This is a genomic window from Natronoarchaeum sp. GCM10025321, from assembly GCF_042663585.1.
Taxonomy (GTDB): Archaea; Halobacteriota; Halobacteria; order Halobacteriales; family Natronoarchaeaceae; genus Natranaeroarchaeum.
In genome coordinates, this window is record NZ_JBHTAN010000006.1 from 2,989,694 (window position 1) to 3,003,010 (window position 13,317).

Sequence of the window (13,317 nt, forward strand, 5' to 3'; positions counted from 1 at the left end):
ATCCACACACCCATCTCTCCTTATTCTACTAGTTGTTCAAGCGTTGGGTCTAAATATCTCTAGATTGTTGGCTTCTCTTGAGAACAGGTGACCATACATCCATGTTAGTTGGCGACGACACCACGTTCGAGCGGTATCTGGGGGATAGCGACGGGCCGATGTTTCTGTCGGACAGTGACGGGCTTGAAGCGGCGCGCAGCGAGGTCGTCGAGTTCGTCCGCCGGACCGTCGTCGACGCGAACACGGAGGGAGTCGTCGTCGCGATGAGCGGCGGGATCGACTCCACGCTGACCGCGACGCTCGCCGTCGAGGCACTGGGAAGTGACCGGGTACTCGGCCTCGGACTGCCGGCCAGCAAGACCGATAGCGTCCACGCCACCGAGGCCAGGACGGTTGCGGACGGCCTCGGGATCGAGTTTCAGGAGATACAGCTGAGACCCCTGCTCAAGGCGTTCGAGGAGACTGTCGGAGCCGATTTCGAGGCCGACGCCGATCGTGTGGCGACCGGCAACGTCCTCGCCAGACTACGGATGCTCTCCGCGTACTACGCGGCGAACACCCGATCCTTGCTGGTGTTGGGCACGTCGAACCGCTCGGAGCTACTGCTGGGCTACTACACCAAGTACGGCGACGGTGCGGCCGATCTGTTCCCGCTCGGGGATCTGTACAAGACGGAGGTCCGCTCGCTGGCCGCGCACGTCGGCGTGCCGCGGCGGATTATCAGCAAGCCGCCGACTGGCGGCCTCTGGTCGGGCCAGACCGACGAATCGGAGATCGGCGCGGGCTACGGGACGCTGGATCGCCTGCTCAGACTGCTGATCGACCGCGAGTGCGACGTCGAGACGGCTGCCGACAGGGTCGACGTTCCCGTCGAGACCGCCCAGGACGTCGCGGAGATGTATCTCGACTCCGCGCACAAGCGCACTCTCCCGCCAATGCCGGGGATCGGCGAGCACAGTGGTGATCGGTCGCGACAGCCGTTTTACCGGTAGCTCAGAACCCGTCCAGTCCGGTCTGCTCGGCCTCGGCGAGCAGATCCGCACACGTCTGCCAGCTTTCCCGCGCACACTCCGGGAGGGTTCCGTGCTCGGCGACGTGGGCGTCGAGGAACTCGCGAGTGGTCGGATCGCTCGGGTAGCCGCTCCCGACCGGGCCGTATCGCTCCGCGAGCGCGTCGACGTGCCGGTCGCGGGCGACCTTGGCGACGATGCTCGCCGCGGCGACGATGGCGTACTCGTCGTCGGCGCCGTGTTCGGCCAGCACGTCCGCGCGGAACGGGAGCGCGTCCTCGATGCGTCCCTGGAACCGCGTTTCGGAAGTGTCACAGGCGTCGACGATGCCGCTGTCACCCGCTCGCGCGACTTCCTGAATCGCCTCGACCTGTGCCTCGACGGTCAGCGTGTTCATGTCCGTCCCGGGGTCGTCGATCCGTTCGGTCGGGACCTCCGCGGCGGCAGTCCGGACGCGGTCGTCTGCCGCCATCCGCTCGAACAGTTCTTCGCGGCGCTCCCGCGTGAGCCGTTTGGAGTCGGCGACGCCCGCCGACAGGTCGTCCGGCTCGTCGACTGCGACGGCACCGGCGAACATCGATCCCAGCACCGGTCCGCGTCCGGCTTCGTCGGCCCCGAATCGGCTACTCATCGACTGTGCGCTCCCGCTCTCGGGACAAAACGGTTTCGCTCGGAGCTACCGCATTGCCGGGTGACGCCGTCGAATCTGGTAACAGTTATCCGGCTGGGTTCGTTAGAAGGGAGCAAATGGCCAAAGACGTCAAGCCCACTCGGAAGAACCTGATGGCGATCGAGGATCGCATCGAGCTCTCCGAACGGGGCCACGACACGCTCGAAAAGAAGCGTGACGGGCTCATTATGGAGTTCATGGACATCCTCGACCAGGCCCAGGACGTCCGAGAGGATATGGAAGCGGACTACGAGGCGGCCCAGAAGACGATCAACATGGCTCGCGCGATGGAAGGCGACGTGGCCGTTCGCGGCGCTGCAGCCGCGCTCCAGGAACACCCCGAGATCACCACGGAGTCGAAAAACATCATGGGCGTCGTCGTCCCGCAGATCGAGTCGACGCGCGTCAAAAAGAGCCTCGACCAGCGTGGCTACGGCGTTCTCGGCACGTCTTCGCGCATCGACGAGGTCGCGGAGTCCTACGAGGAACTGCTCGAATCGATCATCCTCGCGGCGGAGGTCGAGACGGCGATGAAGAAGATGCTCGACGAAATCGAGACGACGAAACGCCGCGTCAACGCCCTGGAGTTCAAGCTCCTGCCCGACCTGTACACCAATCAGGAGTATATCGAGCAGAAACTCGAAGAGCAGGAGCGCGAAGAGATCTTCCGCATGAAGAAGATCAAGGAGAAAAAGGAAGAGGCAGAAGCCGAAGAGAAGGCGGAAGCCGAAGCCGAGGCCGCGGCGCTCGAAGAAGCACAGGCAAGCGACTGATATGGCCTGTTCGGCGTGTGGCGAATCGACGGTCGTCGTTGCCGTCCCCCAGACCGTCCGTCAGCATGCCCCCGACGATGCGGACCGGATCGCGATCTGTTCTACCTGTCTCTCGATCGCCCCAACAGACGCATACGCGACCGACAGTCCCGACTTCACCTCGATCAGCGGTGCGTTCCCTGCCGACGCCGAGAGCGCGGTCGGCGTCGCCGTGCTCGTTCACCTGCTCGACTCGCTGGTGCACAACCGCGACTCGATCCAGTCGCTCGTCGACTGGCTCGAAACGCAGGGGACGGACGTCTTCTTGGTGATCGACCGCCTCGCTACTGATCCCTCGCTGGAGCCAGCAGTCGACCTCGAACGGCGGCGAACGCAGCTAGCGCAGTTCGTCGAGTGAGTGTCTAGTTATTCTCCTTCAGTGTCTGCGGCCGACACCACCGCCGAGCGCTGGCGCTGTAGCTCGGCCGGAAGCCGCTCGTAGACGGAGTCAAATATCTCGTCTGGCTCCGAGTCTGGCATCGCCTCGACGCGCTCGATGGCGTCGTCGACAGCCGCTTCGGCGTCCGCACGGATCTCCTCGTCCGTCTCGTCGTCGAGAAGCCCCTGCTCGCGGAGATACGTCTCGTAGCGCTCCAGCGGATCCGTCGTGCGCCACTCGGGGAGATCCCCTTCGTCGTCGCGATATCGCGACGGGTCGTCGCTGGTCGTGTGCGCGCCGAGGCGGTAGGTCAGGCTCTCGATCAGAACGGGGCCGGTGTCGTGCGCCGTCGCCAGCGCGTCCGCGACGGTCTCGGCGACTGCGATAGGATCTATCCCGTCGACGCGGACGCCCTCGAAGCCGTAGGCGGTCGCCTTCTGTGCGATGGTCTCGCTTGCCGTCTGGCGCTCGCGGGGCAACGAGATGGCCCAGCCGTTGTTCTCACAGCAGAAGACGACCGGCGCGTCGAAGACGCCCGCGACGTTCATCGCCTCGTGGAAATCGCCCTCGCTCGTCGCGCCGTCGCCGAAGAGCGTCAGGATGGCGTGGTCGTCGTCGCGGTACTGGGTGGCCATCCCGAGGCCCACGGCGTGGGGTAACTGGGTCGCGATGGGGACGGCCTGCGGGAAGACCGGAACCTCATGCCCGGACTGGAACTCCGCGTAGCCCTTTCGGAACGCGAACAGGTCGCTCATCGGGACGCCGCGAGCTATCTGGGTAGCGTTCGAGCGGTACGTCGGGACGAGCCAGTCCGTCGCTTCCATGGCGTGGGCGACGCCCACCTGTGTCGCTTCCTGCCCACGGAACGGTGGATAGCCGCTCATCCAGCCACGGCGCTGGAGCGCGAGCGCCCGGTCGTCGAACTGGCGCGCGCGAACCATCTCTCGGTAGAGGTCGACCGCCTCGGCTTCGGTCACCGCTGTCTCCGCGACGTCCCGCTCGCCGATAGCCCGGTGCATACCTCACAGTTGCTCGCTCCCGGCAAAACCGTTACCCCGGTCCCGGGATCGCTCGCCGGTATCCGACAGGACAAAGACCGAGCAGCGACTACCCCGGGTATGGTCGCAGTGAGCACGGTGATCGGCTACGGCATTCTCCTGACCGTCCACACGGCGATTGCGGCGATAGCCACGCGCTTTTTCCGCATCCGGTTGACGACTCGGTGGGGGCAGCGCTGTACGCGGCGCTTCTCATCCCGTTACTGCTGGTCGTGTCGACGATGCTGCTGAGCGGCCCGTTCGGTATCGGTACCGCGGCGGGCGATCGGACGACCGCTCTGGTCGTCGTTATCGGCATCCCGCTCACGCTCGGTATCGCGATTGATCTGCTCTGGATGCCACATCCCGACGAAGTCGAACTGCCGGACACGACCGGATGAGGGCGCGACTACCGGATACGTCGAACTACTGTATCACAACCCTTTTACTGGATCCCGCAGTAGCACAGGATACAGATGGCAGGTGGCTGCTTTACAGGCCGGGCGCTCGCCCGTAACTAACTACAACTCCCGCCTGCCGATTCTCTCGCTGGTCACCACCGACCAGCCGGAGGTGCACCAATGTCTCAGGATGTAGATTCAGCGGACGAAATATCGGTAGTACTGCCCGACGGTTCCGAACTTAGCGTCGAGCGTGGCGCGACCGTCGAGGACGTCGCCTACGAGATCGGGCCCGGCCTCGGCCGCGACACTGTCGCCGGTCGGATCGACGGGGAACTCGTCTCCAAGCACGAGCCGATCCACGACGACGGCGTCGAGATCGAGATCGTCACCGAGGACTCCGACGAGGCGCTGCGCGTGATGCGCCACTCGGCCTCGCACTGCCTCGCACAGGCCGTCGAACGGCTCTACGACGACGTCCAGCTAGCGATCGGTCCGCCAACCGACGAGGGCTTCTATTACGACTTCGACGATATCGACCTCGACGAGGAGGACCTGGACGAGATCAAAGCCGAGATGGAGGAGATCATCGAGGCCGACTACGACATCGAGCGAGAGGAAGTCTCGATCGAGGAGGCTCGCGAGCGACTCGCGGACCAGCGCTACAAACTCGAACTCCTCGAGGAGTTCGCCGACGAGAACGACACGGTCACGTTCTACAGCCAGGGCGAGTGGGAAGACCTCTGTGCCGGCCCGCACGTCGAGTCGACCGGCGAGATCGGGGCGGTCGACCTGCTGGAGATCGCCGCCGCCTACTGGCGGGGCGACGAGGAGAACCCCATGCAGACTCGCGTCTACGGCACCGCCTTCGAGAGCGAAGCGGAACTGGAGGAGTACCACGAGCGCCAGCGCGAGGCCGAACGCCGTGACCACCGCAAGATCGGTGCGGAGATGGACCTGTTCTCGATCCAGGAGGTCACCGGCCCCGGCCTGCCGCTCTATCACCCACCGGGGAAGACGATCCTGCGCGAACTGGAGTCCTTCGTCGCCGATCTGAACCTCGACGCCGGCTACGAGTACGTCGAGACGCCACACCTGTTCAAGACCGACCTCTGGGAGAAGAGCGGCCACTACGAGAACTATCAGGACGACATGTTCGTCTTTGACGTCGGCGAGGACGAGTACGGTCTCAAGCCGATGAACTGCCCGGGCCACGCCGCAATCTACGACGATAGCTCGTGGTCCTACCGGGACATGCCGATCAAGTACGCCGAGAACGGCAAAGTGTATCGGAAAGAACAGCGTGGCGAACTCTCCGGCCTCTCACGAGTCTGGGCGTTCACCATCGACGACGGTCACCTGTTCGTCCGGCCCGACGACATCCGTCAGGAGGTCGAACAGATCATGGACATGATCGACGACGTGCTCACCACCTTCGATCTGGAGTACGACGTGGCGCTCGCGACCCGGCCCGAGAAGAGCGTCGGAAGCGACGAGATCTGGGACCGCGCCGAGTCACAACTCGAGAGCGTCCTCGAAAGCCGATCGATCGAGTACGACGTCGAAGAGGGCGACGGCGCGTTCTACGGCCCGAAGATCGACTTCGGGTTTGAGGATGCGATCGGTCGCCGCTGGGACGGCCCGACCGTCCAACTCGACTTCAACATGCCCGAGCGCTTCGACCTGTCCTACGTCGGCGAGGACAACGAGGACCACAAGCCGGTGATGATCCACCGCGCGCTCTACGGTAGCTACGAGCGCTTTTTCATGGTGCTCATCGAGCACTTCGCGGGCAACTTCCCGCTGTGGCTCGCCCCCGAGCAGGTCCGCGTCCTGCCGATCAGCGACGCGAACCTCGGCTACGCCCACCGCGTCAAAAACGAGTTCGACGAGTTCCGCGCCGAGGTCGACGACCGCGACAGCACCATCGAGCGCAAGATCCGCGCGGCCCACGACGACCGCGTGCCCTACATGATCATCGTCGGCGACAACGAGGAGGAAGACGGCAACATCTCGGTTCGTGACCGCTTCGAGGACCAGGAGTACGACGTCGAAATCGAGACGTTCCGCGATCACCTGCGCTCCGAACGCGACGAAAAGCGGATCGAACCGGACTTCCTCGCGGACTGACGCTTTTCGGCGAGCCTTTCTCGCGGTCAGTTTACAGGTATGCACGCTGAGAGATCCACGTTCGTGGACATCAGCCCCCCCGTCAGTATCGTAACCACCATACTTGTGGAACCGTGCATAGGTCGTATGAACAGAGCAGAGAAGGCGGCCCTCCAGTTGCGCGCGGTTTCGGTTCTCCGTATGCTCAAGGAGACGCGCACGTACGACGAACTCGCCGAACTCACCGGACTCCCGGCCGGCGATCTCAACCGGTACGTCAACGGTCACGTCCTGCCGAGCGACGACCGTGCCCGAGAGGTCGTCTCCGGCGTCGGCCGCGACGCGCTGGCGGCGGAACTCGAAGACCGCGTTAAAACGGACGAGGAGGGCTACGTCGACAACTCCTCTATCGTCTTCGATCAGTCTTTTCTGGATCTCGCGGCCCCGGTCGCGGCCGAGTCCTTCGAGTTCGACCGGCCGGACGTCGTGCTCACGGCGGCCACCGACGGCATCACGCTTGCGGCCGCCATCGCGAGTTACTACGGCGGGCGCTCGGCCTACGCGAAACAGTCCAAAGAGACCGCGGTCGAGGACTTCATCGAGTCCCGCCAGCGGCTTCAGTCCGGGATCGAACTGACCTACTACCTGCCGGCATGCTCGATCAACGAGGGCGACACCGTGCTGGTCGTCGACGACCTCATCCGCTCGGGCGAGACCCAGGAACTCCTGCTCGATATCGCCGAACGCGCCGGCGCTGAGATCGGCGGCGTCTTCACCCTGATCGCGGTCGGCGACGACGGTATCGAGCGCGCTCGGGAGCGGACCGACGCACCAGTGAGTGCGCTCATCGAGTTCTGATCGCTCTCTCGTAGCGATCTGTCCGCAGTTCTCTCGTACAAATGAAAATACGGAAATGAGGGAGCTGGGATTTGAACCCAGGAACTCCTACGAGACGGGTTCTTAAGACCCGCGCCGTTGGCCTGCTTGGCTACTCCCTCGCTGCGCTCGTAGCTAACTGGCCCGGCGGTTTACAGTCTTGCGGTTGGTCACCGCTCCAGGCTGAGGGTGCCGTCGCCGTGGGGATCGGGTGCGACCTCTTCGCTGGTGCGCCGGTCGATGACGTAGATACAGCCATCGCCCTTGTTCGCCGGGCAGGCCTCCGCCGCGCTGACGTTCTCGTCGAGGTCGTCCTCGCCGATGTAGTAGGATCGGGGGCTTGCCATTCCGCTTTTGATGTCCATCTCCCAGTTACTCGCTACCTCGGCGCATTTGCCCGCGCCGAAACACGCGCTGGCGTCGAAGATGATCTTGTAGGGCTTCTCCTCCGTCGGGGGTGCGTTGCTGTCACCGAACGACGTCGGATCCTGCAGTTCGGCATCCAGATCGCTCATTACTCACTCGAACGAACTGGATCGTCTTTCGGCTTACGGTCCGCGCGGCCCCGTAGCCCGCGCCCGATCCCTAATGAATACCCCAAAACGTTTAATCGCTGACAGTATACTTCCCGTAGTATGTCGATGACCCTGCTGACGGTCGGTGCGGCCCTCCTCCTCGCCGGTAGCGCCTTCGCGTGGGTATCCGAGATACCCATGGCGGGGGTCGTGAGTGCGATCAGCGGTGTGAGCTTTATTCTTGGCGTCGTGCTCGGCGACGCCTACGACTGGGCACCGAAAACGGTTGCCGCCGGCGTGTTCACATTTACGGGCGTCTCGATGGTAGTGCTCGGCTGTGCGCTCGGCTTCGGCGACCGGTTCCGGTTGCTCGACGGACTCGGGACTGAGCGACGTGAGAACGCGGCGGAGTCAGGGCGATTCCTCGGCGCGTGGTCGACGGCCCTCGGTGGCTTCGTCGCACTGGTCGGCGTGGCGACCTACCAGACGGTGACGCCCCCGCCGATCTGGTGGGGCTTTGCTATCGCCTGCGTCGTCTTCTCGTGGTGGGCGATGCTCGGAATCCGCCGATCAGTGTCGTAGTGTGCGGTGCTACTCTTCGATCGTGACGGATTCCATGACGGCTTCGCCCTGTGGCTTGTCGTTGCGGTCGGTCGGCAGGTCGGCGATCTCCTCGACGACGTCCATCCCGTCGACGACGCGGCCGAAGACGGAGTGTTTCCCGTCGAGGTGTGGCTGGGCATCCAGCGTAATGAAGAACTGTGAGCCGTTGGTGTCGGGGCCACGGTTCGCCATGGAGAGCACGCCCGCACCGTCGTGCGAGAGGTCGTCGTCGAACTCGTCGTCGAAGGTGTAGCCGGGGCCGCCTCGGCCTGTCCCGGTCGGGTCGCCGGTCTGGACCATGAAGTCGTCGATGACGCGGTGGAACTCCACGTCGTCGTACAGCGGTTCGTCCTCGACCGTCTCGCCGCTTTCGGGGTCTTCCCACTCCTTCTCGCCGGTGGCGAGGCCAACGAAGTTCTCGACCGTGTTCGGTTTTTTCTCGTCGTACAGTTCGACTTCGATGTCGCCGCGGTTCGTGTGGATCGTCGCAGTCAGATCGCTCATACCTCTTTGGAGGGGCGTCGGCGTCAAAAAGGCTTGTAGTCGCCCCCGAGAACGGGTCGGGTATGCCGAGGTTAGTCCACCTGCACCGGTTCCGCCTCGAACCGCTCCGCCGTGGCTCGCCACCGCCAGGAGCCCACGAACGGCCCGCCGTCCATGGCGACGATAACGTACGATTTTCCCGGCCAGGCAGCGTGTTTCCGATCCGTCTCGCTCGGAGCCGTCGGGCCCCTCGGATGCGAGTGGTAGAACCCGACGATGGACTTGCCGGCCGCTTCGATCCGCTCGAACAGCGCCAACTGTTGTTCGGGATCGATCAAATACTCGGCTCGTGGCTGCTCCGCGACGTTTTCGGTCGGATGCCGGGACGTCACCCGAGCACGGTCCTCGTCGACGTGTCCGCCGAGGATGCCGCAGGCCTCGTTCGGTGCAGCCGCTCGCGCGTGGTCGATCAGTCCGTCGTAGACCGACCGTTCGAGTTCGATCACGGCTCTCTTGGGGTGGCGTCGTGGAGCCGTTCGAAAGACGAGACGACGTCGTCCGAGGGCATATCGACGATGTCCGGGTGAAGCACGCCCGCGAGGGCTTCGAGCGTGTCGACGAGACGCGGGCCCGGCCTGTTGACGTAGTTGTGGCCGTCCATCGCGTGGACGCGACCCTGCCTCACTGCACGGAGGTCCTCCCAGCCGGGCCGCTCTGTCAGGTCGGTTCGGTTCTCGGCTGTCTGGTCGAGTTCGAAGCCACAGGGGGCCGCGATCAGGACGTCCGGATCGTACTCGCGGATCTGTCGCCACTCGCGCGGCGTCGACCGGTCGCCCGGATCGGCGAGGCCGTACTCGCCGCCGGCCCACTCGATTATTTCGGGTACCCAGTGGCCCGCAACCATCACCGGGTCGAGCCAGTCGAGGATGGCGACTTCGGGGCGCTCCTCGACCTCGGCCGTTGCGGTCCGGACGCGCTCGATTCGGGCCTCCAGATCGGCGACCAGTTCGGCGGCCCGCTCGCCGCGTCCAGTCGCCTCGCCAACCGTCTCGATGTCGTCGAGCACGTCGCCGACGCTGTGGGGGTCGGTCGTCAGTATCTCGGAGTTGGCGTCGATATCCGCCACCGCGTCCTCGACGAGCACCTCGTCGACCGCACAGACGTCACAGATCCCCTGCGTGACGATGAGGTCCGGGTCGGCCTGCTCCAGCGCCTCGACGTCGATGCCGTAGACGCCGCCGTGTTCGCGCTCGGCTTCGAGTACCTGCGCGTCTATCTCTCCGCTGCTCGCCTCCGGATCGACGTGTGCGTAGTTGATCGATGGCTGCTCGGCCGCCTCGGGCGGCACGTCACACTCGTGGGAGACGCCGACTGGCTCGATACCGAGGGCGTAACAGATCTCCGTCGCGGAGGGAAGCAAGGAGACGACGTTCATCGAATCCACGTATGGGGTCGGACGGCTAAACGCTGACGCCGGACAGGTCCCCTGCTCAGACGTCGTATAGCTCGCCGAACTTCTCCTCGGCGTACTCGACGAAGTAATCGGCGGTGAACGCCTCGCCGGTCGCTTCCTCGATCAGGTCGTCGGTGGTGTACAGCGAGCCATGGCCGTGGACGTTCTCGTTGAGATACGTCATGATCTCGTCGAACTCGCCGTCACGAACCAGCGCGTCGACATCCAGTTCGTCGCGCATCGTCGCGTCTATCTGGGCGGCCAGCACGCTCCCCAGCGAGTAGGTCGGGAAATAGCCGAAACTGCCGTGGCTCCAGTGGATATCCTGCAGACAGCCCTCGGCGTCGGTTTCGGGCCGGATCCCGAGATACTCCTCGTACTTGTCGTTCCAGACCTCGGGGACGTCCTCCACTGCGAGGTCGCCGCTGATCAGCGCCTGCTCGACCTCGTAGCGGATGATGATGTGCATGTGGTAGGTCAGTTCGTCCGCTTCGACCCGGATCAGGTTGTCGTCGTACACCTGATTCGCGGCCTCGTAGGCGTCCTCCACAGTGACGTCCTCTAGCTGAGGGAACTGGGCCTTCATATCCGGAAGGATCAGCTCCCAGAACGCTTTCGTGCGGCCGACGTGGTTCTCCCAGAATCGAGACTGGGACTCGTGGACCGAGAGGTCACGCGACTGGCCCAGCGGCGTCCCGTAGTGCTCGTCAGGCAGTCCCTGCGTGTAGGTGGCGTGGCCGAACTCGTGGATCGTGCTCGTTAGTGCGCCGAGCGGGTCGGTCTCGTTGAAGCGCGTCGTGACGCGCGCGTCGAACTGCGTCCCCGAGGAAAACGGATGGGGCGCGGTGTCGAGGCGTCCGCGGTCCCAGTCGTAGCCCAGTTCGTCGAGCACGTCGCGGACGAACGACTCCTGTTCGTCTTCGGGGAACTCCCCCGCAAACGCGTCCGTCGCCAGGTCGGCCTCGGAGTCGGCGATGTCGTCGATCAGGGGCACTAGCTCCTCTTTGAGACGCGTCAGGACGCGGTCGGCCGTGTCCAGGTCGAGATATGGCTCGTACTCCGCGAAGAGGACGGCGTAGGGGTCAGCGTCGGGGTCGACGTGTTCGGCGTACTCGCGCTTGAGTTCGACCAACGTTTCGAGCGTCGGCGCGAAGATAGAGAAGTCGTTTTCCTCCTTCGCTTGCTTCCACTTGGGATGGGCCTCGCTGGTCGTCCGGGATATCTCCTCGACCAGTTCGGTGGGGACGCTCGTCGCCCGGTCGTGCTCCCGGCGGACCTCGCGTATCACCGCGGCCTGCTCGTCGTCGAGTTCGGCGTCTTCGAGCGCATCCAGATGATCGGCGGTCTCCTCGTCGGTCAGTAGTTCGTGGCTGACCGCCGAAAGTGCGGATAGCTGTTGCGAGCGAGCGGGTGTCCCGCCTTCGGGCATCATGACCTCCTGATCCCACCCGAGGACGCCTGCGGCGTTCCCCACGTTGGTGTACCGTTGGACCCGTTCGAGAAACGCCTCGTACTCTGCCGGCTCAGTCTCGGAGGCTGCATCCGTTGCCATACCCGTTTATTCGTGTCATCGCCTATCAATCTCCTGCTACCGGCGGTTCGCTCTAACCGGTTTGTCTCTAAAACGTATTGATTACCCTCGGATCTCTGCTGGTAGGAGAGTTTTCCGTACCAATAGCTCAGGCTATACCCGCTCCCATCCATCGATCATCGTCTCCGCCCGTCGACTATGCCGAGGATTACTATGTGGCTCACTGGATTGGAACTTATTAATGGAGAGCGACGCCGTTACAGAGTACCAGATCCGTCAGTATCGTCCGGCCGACCGCGACGGCGTCCTTGCCCTCGACTCTCTGGTGTGGGACCGTGACCGTGGGGGCGAGTGGTTCGACTGGAAGTACCAGCAGAACCCGTACGTCGATCACACTCCCCTGTTTGTCGTCCGGAAAGACGGCGATGTCGTCGGCGCGCGCCCCTTCATGCCGTTCGAGATCCGGGTCGACGATCACACTGTACTGGCGCTACAGCCGACGGATACGATGGTCCATCCGGACCACCGTCGTCAGGGCCTGTTCACCCGGATGACCGAACGCGCCATCGAGTACTACGAGGACACCGATGTCGACCTGTACTTCAATTTCCCGAACGGGATCTCTCGTCCGGGATACGAGCGCCTCGGCTGGCGACGGATCGACCGGAAACGGACGCACTATCGCGTGCAACACCCCGAGTCGCTCGCAACCGAGTACATCGATAGCCCGCCGGCGAGGGCAGGTGCCGTGCTTGTCGGGCCGCTGCTCAGACGGTACTATGACCGCCGCAGTGGGGCCGACGACAGACTGGACGATATCACCGTCGAGTCGCGGCCCGGCCTCGACGTCGACAAACTCGTCCGACTGTACGAACGCCGGCAGCCAGCGGGATTTCACGCCTACCGGACGCGACGGTTCTACGAGTGGCGGTTTGCCAGTCCGGTCTGGGTTCGGTCGACGTACGTGGCGACCGTCGATGGGGAGCCAGTAGTTGCCCTCATCGCACGAACACGGCGGACGAACGATGCCGTAACGATCACGCAGATTGGCGAAGTGGTGCCGATGACCGGCGGGATGCGGTGGCGAAGCGGCCTCTCGGCGACGCTCGAAGCCGTACTGGCCGATCACCTGAGTTCGGACGTCGTCGCCATCTCGGGGACGGTGATCCCGTACGATCTGTTGCTCACCTACGGGTTTCTTCCGGACGACCGACTCCCGATCTCGCTGGTCTCTGGCCACCGCTGTACGCTGGTCGCGCGACCGGCCGACGGGGTCTCGTGGTCCATCGGCGACCGCCCCTCGACGAGGCAGCATACTGGCAACTGACGTACGCCGAGCGCGATACGACATGAGTTCTCCGGCATGCTCTCAGATTGCGAGGCAGTTATAGACCGATCACGGGTGCACATTCACGTCACAGACCTCTCTGCTTTTCTT

At 64.1% G+C, this 13,317-nt stretch carries 15 protein-coding genes and 1 tRNA gene; 8 read left to right on the plus strand and 8 right to left on the minus strand.

From position 1 onward, the window contains the following. Positions 1-101: 101 nt before the first annotated feature. Complete coding sequence (locus ACFQL3_RS18225; RefSeq protein WP_377056951.1) at positions 102-992, plus strand: NAD+ synthase; 891 nt, start codon at positions 102-104, stop codon at positions 990-992. 1 nt (position 993) lies between these two features. Here the strand turns inward: ACFQL3_RS18225 and rnhB are convergent, their stop codons facing one another. Further along, positions 994-1,641: a ribonuclease HII gene (gene rnhB, locus ACFQL3_RS18230; protein WP_377056953.1), complete on the minus strand. Its 648-nt coding sequence runs from the start codon at positions 1,639-1,641 to the stop codon at positions 994-996. A gap of 116 nt (positions 1,642-1,757) precedes the next feature. On the opposite strand from rnhB, the gene ACFQL3_RS18235 reads away from it, so the two are divergent. After that, entirely contained in the window at positions 1,758-2,453 is a 696-nt protein-coding gene (locus ACFQL3_RS18235; protein WP_377056955.1) for a V-type ATP synthase subunit D, read from the plus strand. A gap of 1 nt (position 2,454) precedes the next feature. Continuing rightward, complete coding sequence (locus tag ACFQL3_RS18240; RefSeq protein WP_377056957.1) at positions 2,455-2,850, plus strand: DUF6276 family protein; 396 nt, start codon at positions 2,455-2,457, stop codon at positions 2,848-2,850. A gap of 8 nt (positions 2,851-2,858) precedes the next feature. Here ACFQL3_RS18240 and pdhA read toward each other — a convergent pair whose 3' ends face one another. After that, entirely contained in the window at positions 2,859-3,890 is a 1,032-nt protein-coding gene (gene pdhA / locus ACFQL3_RS18245) for a pyruvate dehydrogenase (acetyl-transferring) E1 component subunit alpha (protein WP_377051111.1), read from the minus strand. A gap of 203 nt (positions 3,891-4,093) precedes the next feature. On the opposite strand from pdhA, the gene ACFQL3_RS18250 reads away from it, so the two are divergent. From ACFQL3_RS18250 to ACFQL3_RS18260, 3 genes are all read left to right on the plus strand, one after another. After that, positions 4,094-4,309 (plus strand): hypothetical protein, encoded by a 216-nt coding sequence (locus ACFQL3_RS18250; RefSeq protein WP_377056959.1) that lies wholly within the window; start codon positions 4,094-4,096, stop codon positions 4,307-4,309. 180 nt (positions 4,310-4,489) lie between these two features. After that, on the plus strand, positions 4,490-6,439 hold the full coding sequence (gene thrS / locus ACFQL3_RS18255) for a threonine--tRNA ligase (RefSeq protein ID WP_377051116.1): 1,950 nt from the start codon (positions 4,490-4,492) through the stop codon (positions 6,437-6,439). 126 nt (positions 6,440-6,565) lie between these two features. Beyond that, positions 6,566-7,276 carry a phosphoribosyltransferase family protein gene (locus tag ACFQL3_RS18260; protein WP_377051118.1) on the plus strand — a complete coding sequence of 237 codons (711 nt, stop codon included), beginning with the start codon at positions 6,566-6,568 and terminating at the stop codon, positions 7,274-7,276. 56 nt (positions 7,277-7,332) lie between these two features. Here ACFQL3_RS18260 and ACFQL3_RS18265 read toward each other — a convergent pair. Together ACFQL3_RS18265 and ACFQL3_RS18270 are read right to left on the minus strand one after the other, a co-directional pair. Next, a tRNA-Leu gene (locus ACFQL3_RS18265) sits at positions 7,333-7,416 on the minus strand. Positions 7,417-7,464: 48 nt separating this feature from the next. Then, a complete protein-coding gene (locus ACFQL3_RS18270) occupies positions 7,465-7,809 on the minus strand; it encodes a ferredoxin (RefSeq protein ID WP_377051120.1) in 345 nt (114 codons plus the stop codon). Positions 7,810-7,929: 120 nt separating this feature from the next. Here ACFQL3_RS18270 and ACFQL3_RS18275 point away from each other — a divergent pair, with 120 nt between their 5' ends. Then, positions 7,930-8,391 (plus strand): hypothetical protein, encoded by a 462-nt coding sequence (locus ACFQL3_RS18275; RefSeq protein WP_377056961.1) that lies wholly within the window; start codon positions 7,930-7,932, stop codon positions 8,389-8,391. 9 nt (positions 8,392-8,400) lie between these two features. Here ACFQL3_RS18275 and ACFQL3_RS18280 read toward each other — a convergent pair whose 3' ends face one another. The 4 genes from ACFQL3_RS18280 to ACFQL3_RS18295 form a co-directional block, all read right to left on the minus strand. Further along, on the minus strand, positions 8,401-8,916 hold the full coding sequence (locus ACFQL3_RS18280) for a peptidylprolyl isomerase (protein ID WP_377056963.1): 516 nt from the start codon (positions 8,914-8,916) through the stop codon (positions 8,401-8,403). Between the two features lie 71 nt (positions 8,917-8,987). After that, positions 8,988-9,401, minus strand: a complete 414-nt coding sequence (locus ACFQL3_RS18285) for a desampylase (RefSeq protein WP_377051124.1) — start codon at positions 9,399-9,401, stop codon at positions 8,988-8,990. Further along, complete coding sequence (locus tag ACFQL3_RS18290; protein WP_377056965.1) at positions 9,398-10,330, minus strand: cobalamin-binding protein; 933 nt, start codon at positions 10,328-10,330, stop codon at positions 9,398-9,400. Before ACFQL3_RS18290 ends, ACFQL3_RS18285 begins: the two co-directional genes overlap by 4 nt. Before the next feature lie 55 nt (positions 10,331-10,385). Continuing rightward, positions 10,386-11,900, minus strand: a complete 1,515-nt coding sequence (locus ACFQL3_RS18295) for a carboxypeptidase M32 (RefSeq protein WP_377056967.1) — start codon at positions 11,898-11,900, stop codon at positions 10,386-10,388. A gap of 220 nt (positions 11,901-12,120) precedes the next feature. Here ACFQL3_RS18295 and ACFQL3_RS18300 point away from each other — a divergent pair, with 220 nt between their 5' ends. Continuing rightward, positions 12,121-13,206, plus strand: a complete 1,086-nt coding sequence (locus ACFQL3_RS18300) for a GNAT family N-acetyltransferase (protein WP_377056969.1) — start codon at positions 12,121-12,123, stop codon at positions 13,204-13,206. The last annotated feature ends 111 nt before the right edge of the window (positions 13,207-13,317 follow it).

Bases quoted from the DNA above. Each gene is read 5' to 3' on its own strand.
- ACFQL3_RS18225 (WP_377056951.1), top strand. From the start codon at position 102: ATGTTAGTTGGCGACGACACCACGTTCGAGCGGTATCTGGGGGATAGC.
- rnhB (WP_377056953.1), bottom strand. From the start codon at position 1,641: ATGAGTAGCCGATTCGGGGCCGACGAAGCCGGACGCGGACCGGTGCTG.
- ACFQL3_RS18235 (WP_377056955.1), top strand. From the start codon at position 1,758: ATGGCCAAAGACGTCAAGCCCACTCGGAAGAACCTGATGGCGATCGAG.
- ACFQL3_RS18240 (WP_377056957.1), top strand. From the start codon at position 2,455: ATGGCCTGTTCGGCGTGTGGCGAATCGACGGTCGTCGTTGCCGTCCCC.
- pdhA (WP_377051111.1), bottom strand. From the start codon at position 3,890: ATGCACCGGGCTATCGGCGAGCGGGACGTCGCGGAGACAGCGGTGACC.
- thrS (WP_377051116.1), top strand. From the start codon at position 4,490: ATGTCTCAGGATGTAGATTCAGCGGACGAAATATCGGTAGTACTGCCC.
- ACFQL3_RS18260 (WP_377051118.1), top strand. From the start codon at position 6,566: ATGAACAGAGCAGAGAAGGCGGCCCTCCAGTTGCGCGCGGTTTCGGTT.
- ACFQL3_RS18270 (WP_377051120.1), bottom strand. From the start codon at position 7,809: ATGAGCGATCTGGATGCCGAACTGCAGGATCCGACGTCGTTCGGTGAC.
- ACFQL3_RS18275 (WP_377056961.1), top strand. From the start codon at position 7,930: ATGTCGATGACCCTGCTGACGGTCGGTGCGGCCCTCCTCCTCGCCGGT.
- ACFQL3_RS18280 (WP_377056963.1), bottom strand. From the start codon at position 8,916: ATGAGCGATCTGACTGCGACGATCCACACGAACCGCGGCGACATCGAA.
- ACFQL3_RS18290 (WP_377056965.1), bottom strand. From the start codon at position 10,330: ATGAACGTCGTCTCCTTGCTTCCCTCCGCGACGGAGATCTGTTACGCC.
- ACFQL3_RS18295 (WP_377056967.1), bottom strand. From the start codon at position 11,900: ATGGCAACGGATGCAGCCTCCGAGACTGAGCCGGCAGAGTACGAGGCG.
- ACFQL3_RS18300 (WP_377056969.1), top strand. From the start codon at position 12,121: ATGGAGAGCGACGCCGTTACAGAGTACCAGATCCGTCAGTATCGTCCG.